Source organism: Pontixanthobacter aquaemixtae (assembly GCF_009827395.1).
Lineage (GTDB): Bacteria > Pseudomonadota > Alphaproteobacteria > Sphingomonadales > Sphingomonadaceae > Pontixanthobacter > Pontixanthobacter aquaemixtae.
On record NZ_WTYX01000001.1, the window covers coordinates 509,866 to 532,046 of the forward strand.

Annotated in this window: 20 protein-coding genes and 1 tRNA gene; 3 read left to right on the forward strand and 18 right to left on the reverse strand. The window is 58.9% G+C overall.

Translation table 11 applies throughout. From position 1 onward, the window contains the following. Positions 1-26 precede the first annotated feature (26 nt). From GRI41_RS02465 to infA, 6 genes are all read right to left on the reverse strand, one after another. On the reverse strand, positions 27-629 hold the full coding sequence (locus GRI41_RS02465; RefSeq protein ID WP_160603110.1) for a class I SAM-dependent methyltransferase: 603 nt from the start codon (positions 627-629) through the stop codon (positions 27-29). A 113-nt stretch (positions 630-742) separates the two neighbouring features. Then, positions 743-818, reverse strand: a tRNA-Phe gene (locus tag GRI41_RS02470). Positions 819-921: 103 nt separating this feature from the next. Continuing rightward, positions 922-1,098, reverse strand: a complete 177-nt coding sequence (locus GRI41_RS02475; RefSeq protein ID WP_160603112.1) for a DNA gyrase inhibitor YacG — start codon at positions 1,096-1,098, stop codon at positions 922-924. Further along, positions 1,098-2,081: an Rne/Rng family ribonuclease gene (locus tag GRI41_RS02480; protein WP_160603113.1), complete on the reverse strand. Its 984-nt coding sequence runs from the start codon at positions 2,079-2,081 to the stop codon at positions 1,098-1,100. Before GRI41_RS02480 ends, GRI41_RS02475 begins: the two co-directional genes overlap by 1 nt. Then, on the reverse strand, positions 2,074-2,649 hold the full coding sequence (locus GRI41_RS02485; protein WP_160603115.1) for a Maf family protein: 576 nt from the start codon (positions 2,647-2,649) through the stop codon (positions 2,074-2,076). Before GRI41_RS02485 ends, GRI41_RS02480 begins: the two co-directional genes overlap by 8 nt. A 15-nt stretch (positions 2,650-2,664) precedes the next feature. Next, positions 2,665-2,931 carry a translation initiation factor IF-1 gene (gene infA, locus GRI41_RS02490; RefSeq protein ID WP_160603117.1) on the reverse strand — a complete coding sequence of 89 codons (267 nt, stop codon included), beginning with the start codon at positions 2,929-2,931 and terminating at the stop codon, positions 2,665-2,667. A gap of 178 nt (positions 2,932-3,109) precedes the next feature. Between infA and GRI41_RS02495 the strand changes: the two genes are divergently transcribed. After that, complete coding sequence (locus tag GRI41_RS02495) at positions 3,110-6,142, forward strand: TonB-dependent receptor (protein WP_160603119.1); 3,033 nt, start codon at positions 3,110-3,112, stop codon at positions 6,140-6,142. Between the two features lie 10 nt (positions 6,143-6,152). Here the strand turns inward: GRI41_RS02495 and GRI41_RS02500 are convergent, their stop codons facing one another. The 3 genes from GRI41_RS02500 to GRI41_RS02510 form a co-directional block, all read right to left on the reverse strand. Continuing rightward, positions 6,153-6,956, reverse strand: a complete 804-nt coding sequence (locus GRI41_RS02500; protein ID WP_160603121.1) for an alpha/beta fold hydrolase — start codon at positions 6,954-6,956, stop codon at positions 6,153-6,155. 67 nt (positions 6,957-7,023) lie between these two features. After that, positions 7,024-8,640 (reverse strand): WS/DGAT/MGAT family O-acyltransferase, encoded by a 1,617-nt coding sequence (locus GRI41_RS02505; protein ID WP_235901030.1) that lies wholly within the window; start codon positions 8,638-8,640, stop codon positions 7,024-7,026. Between the two features lie 149 nt (positions 8,641-8,789). Next, positions 8,790-9,776: a division plane positioning ATPase MipZ gene (locus GRI41_RS02510; RefSeq protein ID WP_160603123.1), complete on the reverse strand. Its 987-nt coding sequence runs from the start codon at positions 9,774-9,776 to the stop codon at positions 8,790-8,792. A gap of 200 nt (positions 9,777-9,976) precedes the next feature. On the opposite strand from GRI41_RS02510, the gene uvrC reads away from it, so the two are divergent. Further along, on the forward strand, positions 9,977-11,941 hold the full coding sequence (uvrC, locus tag GRI41_RS02515) for an excinuclease ABC subunit UvrC (RefSeq protein WP_160603125.1): 1,965 nt from the start codon (positions 9,977-9,979) through the stop codon (positions 11,939-11,941). 106 nt (positions 11,942-12,047) lie between these two features. Next, complete coding sequence (gene yaaA, locus GRI41_RS02520; RefSeq protein ID WP_160603127.1) at positions 12,048-12,833, forward strand: peroxide stress protein YaaA; 786 nt, start codon at positions 12,048-12,050, stop codon at positions 12,831-12,833. A gap of 24 nt (positions 12,834-12,857) precedes the next feature. Here the strand turns inward: yaaA and GRI41_RS02525 are convergent, their stop codons facing one another. From GRI41_RS02525 to hisG, 9 genes are all read right to left on the reverse strand, one after another. Then, a complete protein-coding gene (locus GRI41_RS02525; protein ID WP_328600499.1) occupies positions 12,858-13,289 on the reverse strand; it encodes a thiol-disulfide oxidoreductase DCC family protein in 432 nt (143 codons plus the stop codon). Positions 13,290-13,295: 6 nt separating this feature from the next. Further along, positions 13,296-14,216, reverse strand: coding sequence for an acyl-CoA thioesterase (locus GRI41_RS02530; RefSeq protein WP_160603129.1), 921 nt, complete (start codon positions 14,214-14,216; stop codon positions 13,296-13,298). Positions 14,217-14,257: 41 nt separating this feature from the next. Further along, complete coding sequence (locus GRI41_RS02535; RefSeq protein ID WP_160604587.1) at positions 14,258-15,067, reverse strand: cupin domain-containing protein; 810 nt, start codon at positions 15,065-15,067, stop codon at positions 14,258-14,260. 98 nt (positions 15,068-15,165) lie between these two features. Then, positions 15,166-16,329, reverse strand: a complete 1,164-nt coding sequence (locus GRI41_RS02540; RefSeq protein ID WP_328600500.1) for a GNAT family N-acetyltransferase — start codon at positions 16,327-16,329, stop codon at positions 15,166-15,168. Positions 16,330-16,496: 167 nt separating this feature from the next. Next, positions 16,497-18,647: a sodium-translocating pyrophosphatase gene (locus GRI41_RS02545; protein ID WP_202388636.1), complete on the reverse strand. Its 2,151-nt coding sequence runs from the start codon at positions 18,645-18,647 to the stop codon at positions 16,497-16,499. Positions 18,648-18,775: 128 nt separating this feature from the next. Beyond that, positions 18,776-19,645: a thiamine-phosphate kinase gene (gene thiL / locus GRI41_RS02550; RefSeq protein ID WP_160603133.1), complete on the reverse strand. Its 870-nt coding sequence runs from the start codon at positions 19,643-19,645 to the stop codon at positions 18,776-18,778. A gap of 96 nt (positions 19,646-19,741) precedes the next feature. Next, a complete protein-coding gene (gene nusB / locus GRI41_RS02555) occupies positions 19,742-20,191 on the reverse strand; it encodes a transcription antitermination factor NusB (RefSeq protein ID WP_160603135.1) in 450 nt (149 codons plus the stop codon). After that, complete coding sequence (hisD, locus tag GRI41_RS02560) at positions 20,188-21,477, reverse strand: histidinol dehydrogenase (RefSeq protein ID WP_160603137.1); 1,290 nt, start codon at positions 21,475-21,477, stop codon at positions 20,188-20,190. Before hisD ends, nusB begins: the two co-directional genes overlap by 4 nt. Next, positions 21,477-22,130 (reverse strand): ATP phosphoribosyltransferase, encoded by a 654-nt coding sequence (gene hisG / locus GRI41_RS02565; protein ID WP_160603139.1) that lies wholly within the window; start codon positions 22,128-22,130, stop codon positions 21,477-21,479. The genes hisD and hisG overlap by 1 nt, the downstream gene beginning before the upstream one ends. Between the last annotated feature and the right edge of the window lie 51 nt (positions 22,131-22,181).

Below are 22,181 nucleotides of genomic sequence, written 5' to 3' on the forward strand. Positions count from 1 at the left end.
TCGCGGTTCATCGGCACCGGTTGCGGCTACATAACGGCCTGGATCACGAAGAATTTCGAACCGTAATCTTTCCACATCATTTCCCGAACCGTGAATGATTGGAACAGTTTAGCATAACGCTCCGTCACTTCGTCACAGTTTTTGAAGTGGCGAACATGCGAAAAAGCGGGGAAGTTCGGAACTGACCCGAGCAAAGTCGCACCCGGTTTTATACGCCGCAGAACGTCGATTTCGTCTTCGACATGTTCCAGAAATTCCAGCATCACGACGCAGTCATAATTGCCGTCCTCAAGCGAGTTATCCGCTCTGATATCTGCGCATATAAAGCTGTAGTCAGGGCAGGCCTTTTGCCCTTTGACGGTAGCGACCAGGCTGAAGTCTAGCCCGGTATAGGACGGCACGCCCTGGTCAAACAGCATCGCCGCGAACTGCCCCGGTCCGCATCCAATATCGAGAATATTTTCAAAGCCTTCGCGCGAAATACGGTCTGCTATCACCGCCCACATCGGGAAATAGGGTGACTGCGTATAATGCGCCGATCGATGATCGACTGCGAGGAACTTGCGGTCATAAAAATTTGACGGCCGCTCCGGATTTCCGGTTTTGTTGTGATGGGAAGGCGCGCTCATTGGTGTGGTTTACGCTCACCCCGCGCAATTGGGAAGCGTCAACGCCGGATCAAAACTCGCGTAGACGGGATTTCGCCCTTGGCGAGTTGCGCGATCAATTCTGCTGAGGGGAATGGTGCCTCGAGGTGGATTCGAACCACCGACACCACGATTTTCAATCGTGTGCTCTACCAACTGAGCTATCGAGGCATTCATATCGCCGCGAACCACCGGAGTGGCTGCTGGATAATGGAAGAGCGCCTATGGCGAAGCAGCGCGCGCTTGGCAAGGGCCTAAGTGACTCGAAAGGGCGCTATTTCTGCGTTTCCCAATCGCCGGTCGCAAGTTCCTCTGGAGAGGCAGGGCGTCCGGGCACCGCATAGCCATCGCCAAACCACTGGTTCAAATCGCGATCACGGCATCCGCGCGAACAGAAAGGGTGAAATTCCTCCACGCGTGCTTTCTTACAAATGGGGCAGGCTTTGCTCATCACGGGCTCTCTAGAGGGACTGCCTGGGCAAATCCACCTTCCATCGCAAGCGTCGGGTCGCGTTCGATCCTGATTTCGCGCCCGGTGCGCTGGGCCAGAGATTGTAGCCACGGCGCTGTCAGCTTGTCTGCCACCGCATGATGGCAGCGCAGCAGAATGGCGCCGGGGTCGGTGACTTCTTCAGCGCGGCGCAGCAGCAATCTTGCAGCAGCACCGGTGCGCGAGAAATGGGTGCGGTGGAGAAGAGACGGGCGCTCCAGCCGGGCAACGATCTGGACGAAGCCAAAGCCGTTCATCGCTGTTTTTTCATGCGGCCAATCGCCAAGCGCCGCGGCAAGCGCATCGTCAACTGCCTTGCGGTCAGACTTGGCTTCCAATGTAGGAAAGTCGATCCCGATCGAACCGCCAATATCAAACCGGCCCAGCGCTTTGGCAATCGGCCTGCAAGCGGCCAGGGCAAGCTCGCGAGGGGCAAGTGCGCCATCAATATCGATCAAGGTCATTGCGGGCGTGGGTGAAAAGTGCAGCGATCCGCCTTTGAAATCATAGAATCCGGTCCACGCGTCGTCATAGATTTCTTCCCAGAAATCATCGGGAAATTGGCGGACAATCTGAACCGTGTCGCCCGCGGCTCTTATGCTGTCGGCTAGCGTTGGGGCAGGGCATAGGGGAAGCTCCGTCGGCCGCGCCTGCGCCCGTTTTACGCGTCCGCTTTCACCGATCTGGCTTCGGGTAATCTCGATCCGCAAGCTTGCCCCTTGTACCGCATCGCGCGGCAGGTGGCTGACAAGCACTTCTTCGCCATTTGCCAATTGCGCCGTACCGCGCGCACTTCCCTTGGCGCGGGATACAAGCTTTGCTTCTTCCACTTGGCCGGCGGATGCTTTGCCCGGCCAATCGACGCGGGCGCGTAGTGCGGTTCCGCCGAGCATCGCGAGCGCGCGATGTTCACCGATGCCTTCTTCAACCAGCCAGTCAGCCAATGGCAAACCCCGCTGATTTGAGCAGCGCGCGAGTCTCGTAAAGCGGCAATCCCATGACGCTGGAATGGCTACCCTGAATGCTCACAATCAACCCTTCGGCCGCGCCCTGGATGGCATAGCCGCCGGCTTTGCCTTCCCATTCTCCGCTGGCCAGATAGCTGGACAGTTCGGCGCCAGACAGGCGTTTGAACTTGACGATGGTTTCGTTCAGCTTTTCGCGCAATGTCCCGTCGGGCGAAAGCAACGCCACCGAACTCAGAACGCGGTGGCGGCGGCCTGACAGAAGCTCCAGACATTTGCGCGCGGTGGCTTCATCTTCTGCCTTGGGCAAAATGCGCCGACCAACAGCAACGACTGTATCACCCGCAAGGACAAACCCGTCCGCCGACGCGCCGGCGAGCGCTTTTTCACGCCCTATGCGGCGGGCATATTCTTTGGGTAATTCATGCTCCAGCGGGTCCTCATCGATATCCGCTGGAGCGATCCGGGCCGGTTCAACGCCGATGCGGGCAAGAAGATCTCGGCGCCGCGGGCTGGCCGAAGCCAAAATCAGTTTGGGCGATGTCATCGCCGCATCAGGCAATTAAGCGCTGGGTGCGCCGGGGTCGCGCGGGTCGGGGCCGCCGCGTCCGGGCATAAAGCGATAGGTAATTCGCGCCTTGGTCAGATCATAAGGTGTCAGTTCGCACAGAACTTCGTCACCGACCAAAACACGGATGCGGTTCTTGCGCATCTTCCCGGCAGTATGGCCAAGGACTTCATGTCCATTCTCAAGCTCTACCCGGAACATCGCGTTTGGAAGCAGCTCAACCACTTTCCCGCGCATTTCGAGGAGTTCTTCTTTAGCCATATATTTTCATAACCTATGTAGTTGGTCGAATAGTGTTGCGCGCCCATAGCCCCAGGCGGGACAAAAGGGAAGCCTGACCCTTATGGCGCGGGGCATTCACCCTACTGTCATGAAATTACGACAAATTGATACGAAACGCGGCTTGCGTTTATCTGTATCGCTGCAAATGGCTTTTCGCATGTTAGATCCCAAACTTCTTTGCTCCTGCGCAATCCTCGCGCTTGCCACTCCATCCTACGTTGTCGCTCAAGAAAATCTTGCAACCCAACCGGAAGAAGAGATCACCCTTGATGACACGATTGTGGTTGTGGGTGAACGTATTCGCGGCCAGGTCGATACAGAGCAGGAGCCGATCCTCGAACTGAATGAAGAAGATATTGCGGCCTATGGGGCAGGCTCGATTGCCGATCTGGTCGAAGCATTGGGACCGCAAACGGAATCCTCTCGCGGGCGCGGCGGCCCTCCGGTATTCCTGATCAACGGCGTCCGCGTCGGCAGTTTCCGCGAGTTTCGTTCCTATCCGCCAGAAGCGATCCGCAAGGTAGAGGTCCTTCCCGAGGAAACAGCACAGAAATTCGGCTTTGCGCCCGACCGGCGTGTGGTGAATTTCATCCTCAAGGATGATTTTTCGGCTGTGACAGTCGAGGCGGAATACGAACAGCCTTCCATTGGTGGCTATTCGCGAACCGAGCAGGAAGCGACCTTGCTCAAAATTACCGGCGGCGGACGCCTGAACTTCAATCTCGAACTGAACGACACCACGCTGCTGACGGAAAGCGAACGTGATATTGTCCAAACAGAAAGCAGCATTCCCGATGTTGCGACCGACCCTGATCCGGCCGAATATCGCAGTCTGATTGCCGACAGCGCGGATATCGAGGCGACAGCCAATTATGCCAAAGCCTTTCTGGATAGCGGCAGTTCGCTTGGCCTGAACGCAACGTTCAACAGAAGCGACAGCCGCAGCCTGTCCGGGTTGGACAGCGTGCTCTTGACCGATGGGGCCGGGAATAGCGCGCTTCGCACATTTGGCGCCGACAATCCGCTTGAGCGGCGTTCGCGGACCGACACGTCTTCAACATCGGCGAGTTACAACCGGCCAATCGGCGATTGGCAGCTGACCGCAACCGCAGATGGCAGCTACGCAGATTCGACAACAGAGATTGACCGGCGCGCCGATACTTCGGGGCTGGTTGCGGATGCCTTGGCGGGAACGCTGGCTATCGACGGCATGCTTCCCGCACTGGCTGATGCCGGTTTCGATACCGCCAATCTCAAAACCTATGCCGCCAGCAGCAAGCTGACGCTGGCAGGCAGGCCATTCTATCTCCCTGCGGGCGATGTCTCGACCACTTTTGATCTTGGTTATGACTGGACACGTCTGGACAGCGACGATTCCCGCGCAGGCTCTGCGATCCGGCTAACACGCGGCGATCTTTCGGGCGGTTTCAATGTGTCTGTGCCGATCGCGAGCACGCGCGACGATGTTCTGGCGGCGCTGGGCAGTGTGACGCTGAACGGGCAGGTCGGGTTCAATCACTATTCGGACTTCGGCACATTGTACCGGTGGAGCGGCGGTGTGAACTGGGCGCCCACGGACACGCTTGATCTTCAGGCGACCTATGTCTGGCGTGAAGTGCCGCCAAGCCTCGCCCAATTGGGAAATCCGCAGGTTACGACATTCAACGTCCCGACATTTGATTTTGCGACAGGCGATACCGTTCTTGCGACGGTAACGACCGGCGGAAATCCGTTGCTTCAGGCGGAAACCCAATCGGATTGGAGCGTGTCAGCCAATTGGGAAGTGCCCTTTATCGAAAATGCGCGCTTCAGGATCGATTATTCGAACAACCGATCCAGCGATGTGTCTTCGTCCTTCCCGTTCTTGACGCCCGAAATAGAAGCGGCCTTTCCCGGACGGGTGACGCGCGATGCGGGCGGAACCTTGACCGCGATTGACAGCCGTCCGGTCGATTTCTTTGAAACACGCAGCGAACGGCTGACCGTCGGGCTGACTTTGCGCGGTGCGTTTGGCGAGGCGCGCCCGCAGGCTGCCCCGGCATCACAGTCGCCAGCTCGATCCGCAGCACAGCCTGCAGGCCGTCCCGCAGCCGGAGAAGGTCGTGGGAACTTTGCTGCCTTTCGCGAGCGTCTCTGCGCCGATGATGGCGAGGCATTCCTGCTGCGGCTGATCGAAGCTGCATCGCGCGGCGAAACAATTGACGAAATTCCCGGTTTCGATCCCCAGCGTGCGCAGATGATGCTGTCCCGTGTTCAAAACGAGGATGGCACGATCAATCGCGAACGGCTGGCGCAATTCCGATCGCGCGTTTGCGAGGGCGGAGGGCCGGGTGGTCAAGGCGGCGATAGCGCGGGCGAACGTCCGCGTGGAGCCCCCGATTTTGCCAATATGAGCGAAGAACAGCGGTCCGCCTTCATGACTTTCCGCACCAAAGTCTGCGCGGCTGATGGCGATGCATTCTTGTTGCGCTTTGTCGAGGCGGCTGGTCGCGGTGAAGCTTTGGAAGATCTGCCCGGATTTGATCCGGAACGGGCTGAACGAATGATCGCTCGGTTCCGCAATGAAGACGGAACGATCGCTCCCGAACGGCTGGCGGCGTTCCGGTCACGCATATGCAGCATGCCCGGCGCGGGTCAAGCCAGCGGCCCGCCAGCCGGCGGAAACACCCGTCAGCGCGGTGGCGGCCCCGGATTTGGGCGGGGCGGCGATGGTCGCGGTCGTTTCTTCTTCAACCTGTCGCACTCATTCGAACTCAACCGCGAAGTGCTGATTGCTCCGGGCGGTCCTGCGTTGGATTTGCTCAACGGGGATTCGCTCAGCAGCACCGGAACGCCGTCTAATTCCACCCGGATTGAAGCGGGTATGTTCCGCGGCGGCCTCGGTCTGCGGCTTTCCGCACGCTATACCGGCCCTGCGCGGATTGACGGTACAGGCGCGCCGACCAGCACCGATCTGTTCATCGATGATCTGGCCAGTTTCGATCTGCGGCTGTTTGCCGATCTGGGCGAACTGCTCAAGAAGGATGACGGGATATTCAAGGGAATGCGGATGTCATTCCGCTTCGACAACATCTTTGATGGCCGCCGCATCGTGCGCGACGGTAATGGCGATATTCCGGTCAGCTACCAGCCGCTGCTGATCGACCCGACCGGACGCTATCTGGGAATGGAAATTCGCAAGCTGTTCTAGCTGCTGGCGGTCAGTGCAGGCTCGTTTTGGGGAATAGGAAGCTGGCGAAGCCGCGCGCTTCAAACGGTTTCCATTCCCCTTCCGCCTGGGCCAGCCGGTCCGCGATTGCGTACATCACCGAAGGGTTCACGCCCAGGCCGATATGGCTTGCGATGACTTCGATATTCTCTGTCTGACCTTCGCTGTCAGGATGGGGATGCTGGACCGAGCCGCGCCAATGGACAACGCCGTCCCCTTTGGTCAGGATCGAGGTTGTCGGGACGGGCGGCGCATCGGCCAGATTGGCGAAATTGCCGTCGCGCTGCGGCTCCGGCTGGTCGCCGTTGAAATATTGGAACAGCCGGTGGACATTGGTATGCGCGCCCGGTTCGTTGGCAATTGGGCTGCCAAGCGAAATCACGCTGCGGACATGTTCGGGCGTGGCCTTGGCCAGCTCGCGGGCAAGCACACCGCCAAGGCTCCAGCCGACAATCGAAATTTTCCCGCCGGTGCGTTCTGACAATTCGGTAACGCGCGCTGTCATCGCATCGACCCGCTCGTTGGTGATGTGAATGTTGCGGCCCAGATTCCATCCCGCCGCGTGATAGCCAAGCCCCTTCAAAACAGACCGGATTGCAGCAGTTGATCTGTCACCCGCGAGAAAGCCGGGCAGTACCAGAACACCATGCCCATCGCCCTTGGGCAGCGCTTTCATCATCGGCCGCAGCGCGATGAAACTGGCCAATTCAGCCATAGCCCGGCTTGGCTCGGTCAAGGCGAGCAAGCGGTGCGGCGCGCGCGGCGCGCGCGTTTCGGTCATGGTTGCGCTGGTCATCTGGATATGGGTCCTCTCGAATTGCGACTCTTATATAGTTATCGGGGCATCGTTTTGCAGGTCGCCGCTATGTCTTTCTGGCGCGGCTCTTTGCTGGTGCAGCCTTCTTTGGTGCTGCTTTCTTTGGTGCTGTTCTCTTTGCTGGGGCCTTTTTCGCCGGGCGTTTCTTCGCAGCTGGCTTCTTGGGGGCTGCTTTTTTGGCTGCGGGTTTAGGCTTTGGTTTCGCCGTTTTCTTGGCAGGCTGGGGCTTGCCCGGCGAAGGTGCGGCGGCCTTGGCGGCATCGCGCAATTCCTCGAAACTTTCTTCGATGCATTGCGCGTAAAATTCCGGATCGGGCATGATATCGCGGCAGGCGGTGAAAGAGATTGTCGCCTCTTTCAGATAGCTTTGCACCACATGGCCAAGCCCCATCCCGTCAGTCAGGCAAATCAGGCCCATCATGCTCTCCAACCGTGCGCCGGCTGAATAGAGCGGGATCGGCGGGCCGGGGACATTGGTGACGACGGTGGTGAAAGGCGGGCCGACCCGATCGGCAAGGCCGAGCCGGGTGTACAGCCGCGCGCCCAGCGCCATGAACAAGGCGGGGCTGACCTTGCTCATTTCGGTCATATTGCGCGCGCCCATGGCATCGCTCATCGCTTTGCTATTGGTCGTTTGCGAATAGACATATTGTAGCCGTTCGACCGGATTTTCGAGATGCGTGCCAAGCGGGGCAATCATCGCCGCGACCTGGTTGCCCATATCGCCTTTCTCTCCATCGGTGCGGACGGAAATCGGGGCCATTGCGGTCAGCGTTTTGTCGGGCAAATCCTCTTTCGCCAATAGGTATCGCCGCATGGCCCCGCCGATAATCGCAAGGAACGCATCGTTGACCTTGGCCCCCGGCACGGCGGTGCGGATCGCCTTGATATCGGCCAAGGGTACGCTGCGCCCTTCCACCACGCGGTGGCTGGAAATTGTCCGGTTGAAGCGTGTGCGCGGTGCGATCATTTCGCGGCTCACTTCAAAATCTTTGACCGCAAGCCCCTTGATCGCTTTGGCAACGCCTGGAACCGCGCGCGCGGCAACTTCCAATTGCTTGGTCGGGTTGGTCAGCGCGTTGAGATAGGATTTGCCCAGCAATTCGGCCGTACTCGGCACTTTTTCCGGCTTCCAGTCATCTGGGCTGTTGAGCGGCGGCGCATCGGGTGTCAGCGTGTGCTGCGCTTCCATCAGATCGATGCCGCTTTTGCCATCGATCGCCGCGTGGTGGACCTTGGTCACCAAAGCATAGCTGCCCTTGGCAATGCCAGGGATATTGTCGAGCCCTTCGACCACGGTGAATTCCCAAGGCGGCCGCTTGAGGTCGAGCGGGCGCGCAAAGATACGCGCGGCCTGGATGCATAATTGCCGCCAGTCGCCCGGCTGCGGCAGCGCGATATGGCGGATGTGATATTCCAGATCAAAGTCGGGGTCTTGGATCCAGTAGGGATAATCAAGATCAAACGGGACTTTGACCATCCGTTCGCGAACGAGTTTGGAAAGCTGCAATCGTCCTTCAAAGAAGCTCAAAATATCTTTGAAGCGGACAAACCCGCCCGGTGCGGTTTCGGGATTGTAGATCAGGATAGAGCCAATATGCATTGGCGAGTTGCGCGTCTCCAGCGCAACGAAAGAGGCGTCCATACCTTGGAGTTGGCGCAAATTATTTTCCTCTCCGGGGCAGGTCTGATCGCAAAACCGCCTGCACTATGCTTCCTTGGGTAACAGAGTTGCGCCCATCGTCAATGGCAGCCGGGCAAGGCCATAGACGGTAGCCTTGTGGTGATTGGTGGGTGGCGAGCGCGCCGCTGCTAGGCGTGGGTCGGCACTTTCTTCGATGCGCCGATATAGGTCCGCAAAGATTGCCGGTACCGTTTCATTGACCGGGCGGGCTGGCGCGACTGGACAAGCGGCGGGACTGAAGACGCCTCGGTCTTTCCAAGCACACCCATTTCTTCCAGCAAACGGGACATTCCCGTCGAGCTGCGGACGCTCATCCCGGCCATTCCGGGTAAATCGGTGCAATCCGCATGGGTCAGGCCGAACAGGAACAACTCGCGGTACGCCACACGCTCTGCCAATCCGCCGGTTACCCGCAGCCCGAGTTCGGCGGGCAATTGCGAAATCGCGGCATTGAAGCGTTCAAGTTGCAGCTTTTCGGCGCGGCGGACGCGGTTTTTGACTAGCATCCAATCGGTTGGCGCAAAGCCGTTCGCGACGCGTTCTGCGCGCAATTGCATCACCAATTCGGCAAAGCTTCCGGCATTGGTCAATTTCATCGTGCCGACGTTGAACTTCGCAACCGAATCCAGATCGACAAAGTTCGGATTTACCGGCGTGACCAGCTTGTCAGCCAGAGCAATGGCGCGTCTTGCGATGGGTGAATCATGCCCGGCAACGTCGATGACAATCGTATCGCAGCCTTGCCCGCTGCGGGCGATTTCCTGCATCAGCATCGCACCGCTTTGATGGTTCAGAACAAGATGTTTCGGTGTGGGCAATTCAATGCCCAGACTGCGCGTCGTGGCTTCGCGGTTTTCCAATGCGTGGTCGAGCGAGCGTTGCCGCTTGTCTAGATCGATCGCCAAAACCTTGTGCCCGGCGCGGGCAAGCGCGACTGACGTATGGAATGCCAGCGTCGATTTCCCGACCCCGCCTTTTTCATTGGCAAATACGATGACACGTGCGGAAATTTCCGGGCGATTGCGAATGTCCGCCAGAACAACTGATGGATGCTCTCCATCCACGCCGGGTTTGCCGGTTGCCTGGCTGCCTGCTGCCGGATTGTGAATGCCCATAACTGCCCCTCGGTCCCCATTTCACCGCCGAATTGCGCAGTCCAGCGCGACTCGGGATTCGCCCGATAGTGTCGCCAATTCACATGTTTTCCACAAGTAAATTCGATTCTCGTTTCGGGACGAAAGACCACTGAAATGATTCAGTGTTTTGAATCAGTTGGGTAGGTGTCATCTGACGCATTCGAGGCTATGCTTCGCGCATGTCCAAAGCGCGCGAACCCTCTGCTGCAGGCAGCCCGCATGATCCGCGCGGGGCTGAGCGGTTCAATGAAGAGAAGGCGACCTATACCGTTGCTTCCGCCACGCCGGACCTTGATGCCGGGCTGCAGGCGATCCGCGATACGGTGAAGACTTTAAAGCCGGTGCCGGGTGTTTACCGGATGCTCGATCAGCGCGGCGATGTGCTTTATGTCGGCAAGGCACGCGTGCTCAAAAACCGCGTTGCCAATTACACCCAGCCCAAGAACCAGCCGCAACGCTTGCTGCGCATGATCAGCCAGACGCGGGCGATGGAAATCGTTACCACAAATAGCGAGGCAGAGGCGCTGCTGCTGGAAGCGCAGCTGATCAAGCGGTTCCGCCCGCCTTTCAATGTGCTGCTGCGCGACGACAAGAGCTTCCCCTTTATCCTGCTTCGGTCCGATCATGATTTTCCGCGGATCATGAAGCATCGCGGTGCGCGGCGTGCGAAAGGCAATTACTACGGCCCCTTTGCCAGCGCCGGATCGGTCAACACCACGATCAATGCGCTGCAAAAACTGTTCCTGCTGCGCAGTTGCACCGACAGTTTTTTCAGCCGGCGCGACCGGCCATGCCTGCTTTACCAGATAAAGCGCTGCTCGGCCCCCTGTGTGGATCGGATCAGCAAGCAGGATTATGCCGAACTGACGCAGCAGGCGAAGGATTTCCTCGCGGGGAAATCGGGCGCGGTGCAGGCCGATCTTGAACGGCAAATGGCCAAAGCGGCGGACGATCTGGACTTTGAAACCGCGGCTATCCTGCGCGACCGGCTGCGCGCGGCGACTTTTATCCAGGGCAGTCAGGCGATCAATGCCAGCGGCGTGGGCGATGCCGATGTCTTTGCTTTGGCAAGCAAAGGCGGACAAATCGCGGTGCAGGCATTCTTCATTCGCGGTGGGCAGAATTGGGGCCATCGCGCTTTCTTCCCCAGCCACACCAAGGGCGTGGACGAAGCGCAAGTGCTCACCGATGTGCTCGCGCAATTTTACGAAGAAGTCCCGCCGCCGCGCACCATTCTGGTTGATCGTGAACTGCCCGAGCAAGCGCTGATCGAAGAAGCCTTTGCCGCTAGCGCCGAACACAAGGTCGCGATCTCCACCCCGCAGCGCGGTGACCGGCGCAAGCTGATGCAGCAGGCGCAGCGCAACGCGGTGGAAGCGCTTGACCGGCGGCTGGCGGAAAGCGGGACCAAGGCCAAAACCATGCGCGAACTGGCGGAGTTTCTGGAGCTGCCCGAAGTGCCGCAGCGGGTCGAAGTCTATGACAACAGCCACATTCAGGGCGCGAAGGCAGTGGGCGGGATGATCGTCGCCGGGCCGGAAGGCTTCATCAAGAACCAGTATCGCAAATTCAACATCAAGAACGCGCAGACCGATGATGATTTCGGGATGATGCGCGAAGTGATGCAGCGCCGCTTTGCCCGCGCGATGAAAGATGACCCGGATCGAGAGACCAGCGGAGAGAAAGCCGTGTGGCCCGATCTGGTGCTGGTCGATGGGGGCAAGGGACAGATGAGTTCGGTGCGCGATACGCTGGAGGAGCTGGGCATCGAGGACGTGCCGCTTATCGCCATCGCCAAGGGGCCGGGCCATGGCCGCGAAGGGCGCGAAGTGTTCCATTTCCCCGATGGCCGCGAGAAAATGCTGCCGACGAATTCGCCCGTCTTGTTCCAGCTGCAGCTATGGCGCGATGAAGTGCATCGCTATGCAATTGGTGCGCACCGTGCCAAGCGGAGCCGCGCGATCACAGCATCGCCGCTCGATGAGATTCCCGGCGTAGGCCCCGCCAGAAAGCGCGCGCTGCTGCTCCATTTCGGTACCGCCGGGAAAGTCCGCGCGGCCTCGCTTGAAGATCTCCAGCGCGCACCCGGCGTCAGCGCAGGCGTGGCGCAGACGGTGTATGATTATTACCACGCGGGCGGGTGAATTTTCTCCACTGCGCACCGCGGTTTGACGGGCGCAAAATTGACTCGCGAAACATGCATCGGTTACGCGCGCAGGCATCCCCGCTTGCAAGAGAATATGACCACCAATGATTACTTTGCTGTCCCCCGCGAAAAAGCTGAATTTCGATGCGGCCGAGACCGATCTTGAATTCACACGTCCGCGCCTGACCAAGGACACGCGTGAAATTGCCGAGGTCGCGAAGCAGCAATCGGCAGGCGACCTCAAGCGGTTGATGCATATTTCGGACAATCTGGCCGAGCTCAATGCAGAGCGTTTCAAAGCTTTCAACCTTAGCGGCCGGAGCAATTCGGCCAAGCCTGCTGGTCTGACTTTTGACGGCGATGTCTATTGGGGGCTTGAGGCCAAAAGCATGGATTACGCAACGCTGTCCTATGCGCAGGATCATTTGCGGATCCTGTCTGGACTGTATGGCCTGCTGCGCCCGATGGATGCGATCCAGCCCTATCGATTGGAAATGGGCACGAAGATGGCCAATCCGCGCGGCAAATCGCTGTATGATTTCTGGGGCAGCAAGATTGCCAAGACGATCAATCGCGACCTTGGCGGCCATGCGGACCAAACAATCGTCAACCTTGCCTCTGACGAATATTTCAAAGCGGTCGATCCGCAGGCGCTTTCATCGCCGGTCGTCACCGCGTCTTTCCTCAACGTGAAGGACGGCGAAGCTCGCAAGCTGATGTATCACGTGAAATTCGCGCGCGGGCTGATGGCGCGGTGGATCATGGACAATCGTGTTGACCGGGCAGAGGGTCTGAAAGACTTCAATGCGGAAGGATATTCGCTCGATGCCAAAGCGTCGAACGACACAGAGCTGGTATTTTCTCGCAAGCAGCCGCCGCTGAAGAAGTAGCGCAGAGGCCTGAGGGCCGCGCCGCTAGAGGATACGGTCGCGATATTCGGGCGGCGCGATCCAGCAGATCTCTCGCTTCCCGAAAATGCGATAGCGGTTCCGGGCGATAAAACGGTACACCGCGTCGCGTAAGAAGGCAGGTACTATTCGCAAGACGCTCGCCAGCCTCCACGGCCAGCCCAACCCTTCATAAATGCCCAGCACCGCATCGCTATCCTGCTTTACCGTGTCGCCGTGGACCAGCAGAATGCTGACCGGATCTTCGGGATCCAGTCCGTGTTTGCGAAACAAGCCCGCGCCGATTTTTCCCTGCATTGATGCCAGCCGAAAATAGCCATTCCTATCGCGGTCGAGCACGAATTGCGCATTGGCTGAACACAACACGCATTCAGCATCGAACAAGATGATGGGGTGATCCTGAATGGACGCTTCTTCGATTCGAGAGAGCCCTTTCACGTTCGATCAGCTTTCCGATTGCGCTCTGCGGGTGCGGATCATCCCTTCTTGCGCCACGCTGGCAACCAATTCGCCATCGCGGTTGAACAGACGCCCGCGGTTGAAGCCCCTTCCGCTTCCGCTCCACGGGCTGTCGGTCGCATAGAGCAGCCATTCATCGGCGCGGGCAGGGCGGTGGAACCAGATCGAATGGTCCAGGCTCGCCCCGTTCAACTCGCCCCGCATCCAGCTAAGGCCATGCGGAAGCGCGCTTGTACCAAGCAACGTATAGTCGCTGGCATAGGCGATCACTGCGCGGTGGATCGCCGGATCATCGGGCAGCGTAGCGGCCGCTTTGAACCAGCTATGCGCCCTGGGCTCTTTCTTCTCGCTATTCATCCAGTGCAGCCGGTCAATCGTGCGCATTTCAATCGGGCGCGGGCGCAGCATCATCTTGCGCGCCGCTTCGGGCATGCGGGGCTGCTTGGCGATCATCTCGCGCCGCATTTCCATGTCAGATTTCAATTCTTCCGGAGGCGCGACATCGGGCATGGCATAGTCGGCATGCTCAAGCCCCTCTTCGGCTTTTTGGAAGCTGGCCGTCATGTTCAGGATCGGGCGGCTTTGCCCATCCTCTTCGGTCTGGCTGGCCACCACACGCCGGTTGGCAAAGCTGTGACCGTCAAAATCGCGCGCGATGGTATAATCGATCGGCGGCCCTTCTTTGCCGCCGCGCAGGAAATAGGCGTGCAGCGAGTGCGCTTGCTTGTCTTCGGGAACACATTGTTGTGCAGCCATCAGGGCCTGCGCAATCACTTGCCCGCCAAACACGCGGCCAACGCCGCCTTTCTGCGGGCTTCCGGTGAAATTGTCATCGCTGTTGCGCTGGACAGTCAACAATTGAACAAGATCGTCGACCAGATCTTGCGGTGATTTAGGTTCGCTCATGAAACCGTTTTGCGTTGCAGCGCAGCGCAGGTCAACGATGCTTAGCCGACTAGCCCAAACTTTCGCAGCGCGCGGTAGGCATAGGCCTTTGGCTTGTTCGATCCGGGCCAGCGTGATGGCGCGGTCGGGGTGATGCCGGATTTGCGCAGGATGCGGTTGAAACCGCGCGCGTCGGCTTCTTCAAAGCTCCAATCGCTGCGCCAGGTGATCGATAGCGAAATAGAGCTGGTCGGCCCGTTGCGCACGAAATGCGGTGCCATTACGGGCACGAACAGAGCCTGTCCGGCGCTGATTGCAAACTCTGTCCCGCCCTTGGCGAAACTGTCATCCCAAGTCAGTTCGCGCGCGCCGCCCGAATGATAGCCTTCATGCACTTGATCGGGCGCAAACCGGGCGTCGCCTGCGGGGAATTGGGTCATCACTTTCGAACCCTTGAGCTGGAGCAGGATATTATGCTCCGGGTCGAAGTGATAGGGCGTGACCGCGTCGGGCGATGAGATGAAGATAAAGCCCTGCGGGCGAAGCATCGCGCCGGTCTTTGCCTCGATCTGCGGTTTGAGCTCTTCCAAGAGCGAGAGGAGCAGATTTTCATAGGCGGGAGATTGCTCGATATTCTTGAGCACCGCCCAGCTGTTGCTCGTCGCAATGTGGCGGATAGTGTCCTGGATCGTCAGACCGGTTGCGTCTGGCTTTCCGTCAACGCCGATCGGCAAATCGCCGCTGTTGAACTCGATAGAACTGGCCGGAAGCACGCCTGCAAGCTCGGCCAGTGCATCGAGCGACAATGCGGCATGATCCGCCATCTGGTGGTGCAGGATATGCGGCGTTTCGGGATAGTTCGCGGCGAACATATCGCGCGCGCTTTGGCCGAAAACCGCTTCGACCGCGTGCTCGCCATCATCGAAGTCATCGGCGGCAATTGTTTGAAAGTCCTGAAGGCCATCCATTGTCATTCTCCGAGGCTTTGCGCGCCGCTTTCGGCGCGTGCCAGCTGCTTGAAAGCAGCCTGCCGCAGCGATCCGCCAATGCCGATATTGACCCGTACGACAGAACGTTTCTCGCGCCAGATCCGTTCGATCATCGGGTGATCGGCCGCGGCGCAGCTATCGGCCCATTCGATCTGCGGATTGTCGAGCAGTTTGAGGTTTTCGCGTTGAAGCAGCACCCCGGGGGAAAAGCGCGCATAGCTTTCGTCAAAAGTGGTTTTGAAAGAGAATATTCCCGGCTTGCTGATGAAATTCACTAGCATCGCAATTGGCTTTCCGTCGAGCGACAGTGTCAGCCGTTCGATACGATTGGCTTTCGCGCCTTGTGTCAGGGACTCGCGGAACAGCTGCTCGGTATCGCTGCTGGAGGCGAGGGCAGATCCTTCCTTGCCTTTCCATCCGGCCGCTTCGAGCGCGAGAAATTGGTCAATCCAGTCGGTGATGCCGTTCGCGCCCGCCTGCCGTTCTATCTTTACCGCGCCCAGATCGGAAAGACGGTTGAACTGGCGGCGCAATTCCTTGCGCTTTTTGCCGCTCATAGAGGCGGTGAAATAATCCTCTGCGGATTGCTCGGAACGCAGCAGAGCCCGGTCTTCGCGGTGGACGACAAAAGCGGGGCGAGCGCCCAACCGATCGCGAAGCGAAGAGAACAGCTCTCCATTGTCGGGCATATGCATCAGATGAAGAAACAGGCCGGTTCTGGTGCTTTCACCGGCCCAGTGGATCAAGGCATCCCAGAACGCCGTTTCCGATCCGCTGGCGACCAGAGGAACGCCGCAAAATGCATTGTCGTGCAGCCACGCGCTGATGTGCGGGATCGGATATCCATAATACATGGCGGGCCGCTCTATCGGCATCAGCCCGCACAAAACGCCGTTCTGGCGGAACTGGACAATCTCTACCGATCCGCGCGGATCAAAAGATTTCAGCGCGGCATGCAGGTTCCAGCTTTCGAAAAACGGATTGGGTTCGGCCGCGACTTCGGCAAGGTCGTTCCATTCGCGCAGGAATGCAGGGTCGATTGTCTGTTGCCAGCTCCGGGCCTGAATTTCGCCCTCGCACAGGGGGGCAGCCGCAGGAATCTGCGTTCCGTCAGGACTGACTTTGCCAAGCGTGATACTCGCCACGCGTTAACCCTTATATCGCGCGGCAAATTGCGCCGCCTTGCCGGATTAGCGGGCGAATGCTGACAAGCTGTTAACGAATTGGCGGTTTCGCCTTTGTGCCAGACACAAAAAACCCCGCCGGAATTGCTTCCGGCGGGGCTCTTGATAGCCGAAGCTATTGGATCGGATCAGTGTGCCAGAGCAGCAAGAAGCAGCAGAGCCACAATGTTGGTGATCTTGATCATCGGGTTTACGGCTGGACCCGCGGTATCCTTGTAAGGATCGCCAACGGTGTCGCCGGTCACTGCAGCTTTGTGAGCTTCGCTGCCTTTACCGCCGTGATTGCCGTCTTCGATATATTTCTTCGCATTGTCCCATGCGCCGCCGCCAGCGGTCATGGAAAGCGCGACGAACAGACCGCCAACGATCACACCGAGGAGCAACGCACCCAGAGCGGCAAAAGCGCTCGCCGAGCCGTCAATCCAGCGGATCACAAAGAACACCACGATCGGCGCAAGAACCGGCAGCAGCGAAGGAATAATCATTTCCTTGATCGCAGCTTTGGTGACGAGATCCACCGTGCGCGCATAGTCAGGCTTTTCGGAATAATCCATGATGCCTGGCTTCTCTTTGAACTGCTCACGAACGTCTTTCACAACGTCGCCAGCAGCACGGCCCACAGCGGTCATGCCCATCGCACCGAACAGATACGGGAGCAGCGCGCCGAGAAGCAGGCCAACGATCACATACGGGTTCTCGAGGCTGAAATTCACAGCCGCGCGTCCATCGACCACGTCAAGGCCCAGTTTGTCCGCAAACGCGTTAAGGTCAGCGGTGTAGGCGGAGAACAGCACCAATGCAGCCAAACCGGCAGAGCCGATGGCGTACCCCTTGGTGACAGCTTTGGTGGTGTTGCCAACTGCGTCGAGCAGATCGGTTTTCTCACGCACGCTTTCGTCCAGACCCGCCATCTCAGCGATGCCGCCGGCATTGTCGGTAACAGGACCGTAAGCGTCGAGAGCAACAACCATACCGGCCAGCGCCAGCATTGCGGTTGCACCGTAAGCGAGACCGATCAAACCAGCGAGCTCATACGCGCCGATGATGGCGGCGATGATGACGATGGTCGGCAGAGCGGTTGATTCAAGGCTGATCGCCAGACCCTGGATCACGTTGGTACCGTGGCCAGTTTCTGAAGCCTTGGCAATCGAACGGACCGGACGGTAGTTCGTGCCGGTGTAGTACTCGGTTATCCAGATGATGACACCGGTCAGCACGAGGCCGATCAGCGAGCAATAGAACAGGTCACGCCCGGTGAATTCGACCATGCCGGTTCCCGGATTAAGGACTGTGTTCATGTCGGTACCAGCGGTGCCCAAGGCATGTGCTGTTGCGAACCAGATCAGCGGAATAGACAGAACGGCGGTAACAAGGAAACCCTTATACATCGCGCCCATAACATTCGTGCCCTTGCCAAGACGAACGAAGTAGGTGCCGATGATCGATGTGACGATACATGCACCGCCGATCAGCAGTGGAAGCGCCATCAGCGGCATCAGCAGATCATCCAGTTGAGTCAGCAGAAGCGCGGTCAGAACCATTGTTGCACCAACGGTCACAACGTAGGTTTCGAACAAGTCTGCAGCCATACCGGCGCAGTCGCCAACATTGTCGCCGACATTGTCAGCGATTGTCGCGGGGTTGCGTGGATCATCTTCGGGAATGCCTGCTTCGACTTTACCGACAAGATCGGCGCCAACGTCAGCAGCTTTGGTAAAGATACCGCCGCCCAAACGCGCGAAGATCGAAATCAGCGATGCACCGAATGCGAGGCCGACAAGGCCGTCAATGACATCGCGGCTGTTCGCTGCGAAGCCCATCTGGCCGACCAGCACGTAGAAGAACACTGCAATAGCCAGCAGCGCCAGACCTGCGACCAACATACCGGTAATCGCACCCGCGCGGAACGCGATGGTGAGGCCGGATTGCAGGCTGGTTTCCGCAGCAGCAGCAGTCCGCACATTGGACCGAACCGAAATGTTCATGCCGATATAGCCGGCAACGCCCGAAAGGATCGCGCCGATCAGGAAGCCGACAGCCGGAATTACGCCAAGAAACACGCCAACCAGCACCGCGACGACAACGCCGACCATGCCGATGGTTGCATATTGGCGGTTCAGATAGGCTTGTGCGCCTTCCTGAATCGCGCCGGCAATTTCTTGCATTTTTTCATTCCCGGCGCTGGCGCCGAGCACTTGGCGACTGGTCACAAAGCCGTAAATCACGGCCAGCAATCCCAGTCCAATTGAGATAAATACTAGTTCCACGAGAACCCCCATACGTATGCACAGAACAAAAAGGCCCGCTTTTGCGGGTCCTAAAAGGTGCAGGTGGCTATAGGGACGCCCGTGGGCTGCGCAAGGGCTAAGCGGTAGAAATCGACGGGACGGCACGAATTTCGCCGCGGTTAATGGCTGTATCCGAGCGGGCTATTCCCGTCCGGCGCGACGCCATCGAGCAAGATTGGCGAATCGTTTGCGGGGCCTACGGTGCCGATTTGCGTGGCTGCGACGGGCAATTTTGCGCCCGCTGGGGCGGTGAACAGCAATTGATAATCGTCGCCCCACCGCATCGCATCATCGCGGCGGCTTTCGGGCACCGCGATCGGGACGCGCGCTGCATCGATATCGATGGAGACGCCGCTGGCTTTTGCGATGCGGCTGGCATCCAGCAGCAATCCGTCAGACACGTCCATGATGGCGGTGACATGCGGGGCCAGCGCTTGCCCTTCGGCCAGCAAGGGAAGCGGGCGCAAGAATGCAGAGGCATCCGCGCCGGTCTTGTTCCGCAAGGCCTCGAAACCGAGCATCGCTGCGCCGACTGGCCCGGTCAGATAGACACCGTCCCCGGCATTCGCGCCGGACCGCGAAGGCACAGGGCAATGTGTGGCGCGGCCAATCAGAGTGGCGCCATATGTTCTTGATGCGCCGCCGGAAACCGTATCGCCGCCAAGGAGTGGGCAGCGATAGGTTTCGAGTACTTCGGAAAGCCCCGCTGCAAAACGGTCATCGGCTGTGGAAAGCGAATGGCTAAGCAGAATGCCGACCGGCGCTGCGCCCTTGGCGGCGAGGTCAGAGAGGTTGGTCGCAACAAGTTTCCAGGCTACGTCTGCCAAGTCTTGATCGGGCAGGAAATGAACGCCCTCGACCATGGTGTCATGTGTGATGACCAAGGTCTCGCCGCCGACTTCAAGAATTGCGCAATCGTCTTGCAGATTGCGCGCTGCCGGATGGAGCGGAAGCTTTTGCAGCAGGGCTATGAAGTCGGATTCGCGCATCCAACCCCACTAACCGTTCGCCCCTAGCTTGTCGAAGGGCTGCAGTTCTTGAAGAAAAGGTCAGGGCTTCGACAAGCTCAGACCGAACGGTCGGGGTCAGTTCCGCACAGCCTTCGCCACCGCGTCGAGCACGCCATTCACAAATTTTGCTTCTTTATCGTCGAAGAAAGCCTTGGCGACATCGACATATTCATTGATCACCACGCCGACTTTCACATCGTTGCGCGCCATCAATTCATAAGAGCCCGCGCGCAGGATCTGCAGCATGGTCTTGTCGAGCCGTGCAATGGTCCAGCTTTCGCTCAGCTTTTCGGTCAGCTTTTCGTCAATCTCGTCGCGCCGCGCATCCACGCCTCTGACCACATCATCGAAGAAATCGACATCGGCATCGGCATATTGGTCATCCTCAATCTCCCGACCGAGCCGGTGCTGGTGAAATTCATCGAGCAGCTTGGCGAGCGCGGTTTGCTCCATATGTTGCTGATACAGCGCTTGCACGGCAGCCAAACGGGCTGCGGAACGTGCCTGGGAGGAATGTTTGCTCATTTGAGGCGGCTTTCGATTGATTTTGCGTGGGCCGGCAGGCCTTCGGCCTCGGCCAGCGATATGGCTGCGGGGCCAATAGCGCGCAATGCGGCTTCGTCCAGTTCGATAAAGCTGGATCGCTTCATAAAGTCGAGCACCGACAGCCCGCTGGAAAAGCGTGCGCGGCGACCGGTTGGCAGAACATGGTTCGGGCCTGCGACGTAATCGCCAACCGCCTCTGGCGCATGGCGGCCGATGAAAATGCTTCCCGCATGGCGGATGCCATCAAACAGCGGCGAGGGGTCTTCGACCGCAAGTTCGACATGCTCCGCAGCCAGTTCGTTAGCGAGCGCGATCGACTGCGCCAGTTCGTCCACGACAATGATAACACCGTGATCCTGCCAGCTTTTCTGCGCCACCGATTTGGTCGCAAGCATGGAGGATTGCACATCAATGCGGTCTTCAACCTGGCGGGAAAATGCCTCGTCATCGGTAATCAGGATCGATTGCGCGCTGGGATCATGTTCGGCCTGGCTGAGCAGATCGGCGGCGATCCAGTCAGGGTCGTTATTGCCATCGGCGATGACCAGAATTTCGCTCGGTCCGGCGACCATATCGATACCGACCACGCCGAAAAGTTGCCGCTTGGCCTCTGCCACAAAGGCGTTGCCTGGCCCGGTGATGACATCGACGCGTTTGATCCGTCCGGTCCCGTAAGCGAGCGCGCCCACCGCATGCGCGCCGCCAACGCGCCAGATCTCGTCGATGCCTGCGATATGCGCGGCGGCAAGGACCAGCGGATTGACCGCACCTTTGGGCGTGGGGGTGACCACCGCAAGCCGCTTAACCCCTGCCACCTTCGCCGGGATCGCGTTCATCAACAGCGAAGAGGGGTAGGCCGCGCGGCCGCCGGGAACATACAGACCGGCCGCGTCAACCGCTTGCCACCGCGCGCCAAGGCGGACGCCCGCATCGTCGGTATAATCGCGATCTTCGGGAAGCTGCGCCTCGTGATATGTCCGGATACGATCGGCGGCGAGCTGCAACGCATCGCGCAGGCCGGTATCCAAACCGTCAAAGGCGGCTTTGCATTCTCCCGGGGTGATCGACCAATCGGAGTCGCTCGATAGCGTGTGCTGGTCGAAGCGCTGGGTGAGTTCGACAAGAACATCGTCGCCGCGCGAACGGACATCGCGAAGGATAGAGGCGACTTGCCCCGCCACATCGCTGCCGCTTTCGCGCCTGTCCTCGACTATCCGTCGAAACTTCTGTGCAAAATCCGCATCGTTGATCGATAGGCTTCGCATCAGGCCGCGTCCTGAGCGGCATTGGCGCGGAAAGCTTCTACCAAAGCGGCAACGCGCGCATCGGTTTTCAGCGCCGCGCGATTGACGATCAGCCGCGCGGTGATTTCAATGATCTTGTCTTTTTCGACCAAACCGTTTTGCTTCAATGTCGCGCCGGTTGACACCAGATCGACGATACGACCTGCCAGTCCCAGGCTGGGCGCAAGCTCCATCGCGCCGTTCAATTTTACGCATTCGGCCTGAATCCCCTGCGCTTCATAATGGCGGCGGGTGATGTTGGGATATTTGGTCGCGACGCGGATGTGGCTGGCGCCGTCCACGCTTTGCGCACCTTCCTTGGGTTCGGCAACCGCCAGGTGGCAATGGCCGATATCAAGATCAACCGGCGCATAAAGGTCAGCATAATCAAACTCTTCGATCACGTCCGAGCCAACGATTCCCACTTGCGCCGCGCCATGTGCTACAAAGGTCGCGACATCAAACGCGCGCACGCGGATCAGCCGCATATCCTCGCGCGTGGTCGCAAAGCTCAGCGACCGGTCCTTTTTGTCGTGGAACGCATCCGCCGGAACAACACCGGCGCGCGCCATCACGGGCAAGGCCTCGTCCAGAATGCGCCCTTTGGGCACTGCGAAGGTAAGCGGGGATGTCATAATGGGGCGGCAAATAGGCGTCGAACCGGTAAAGGGCAATGAAAAGGAAAT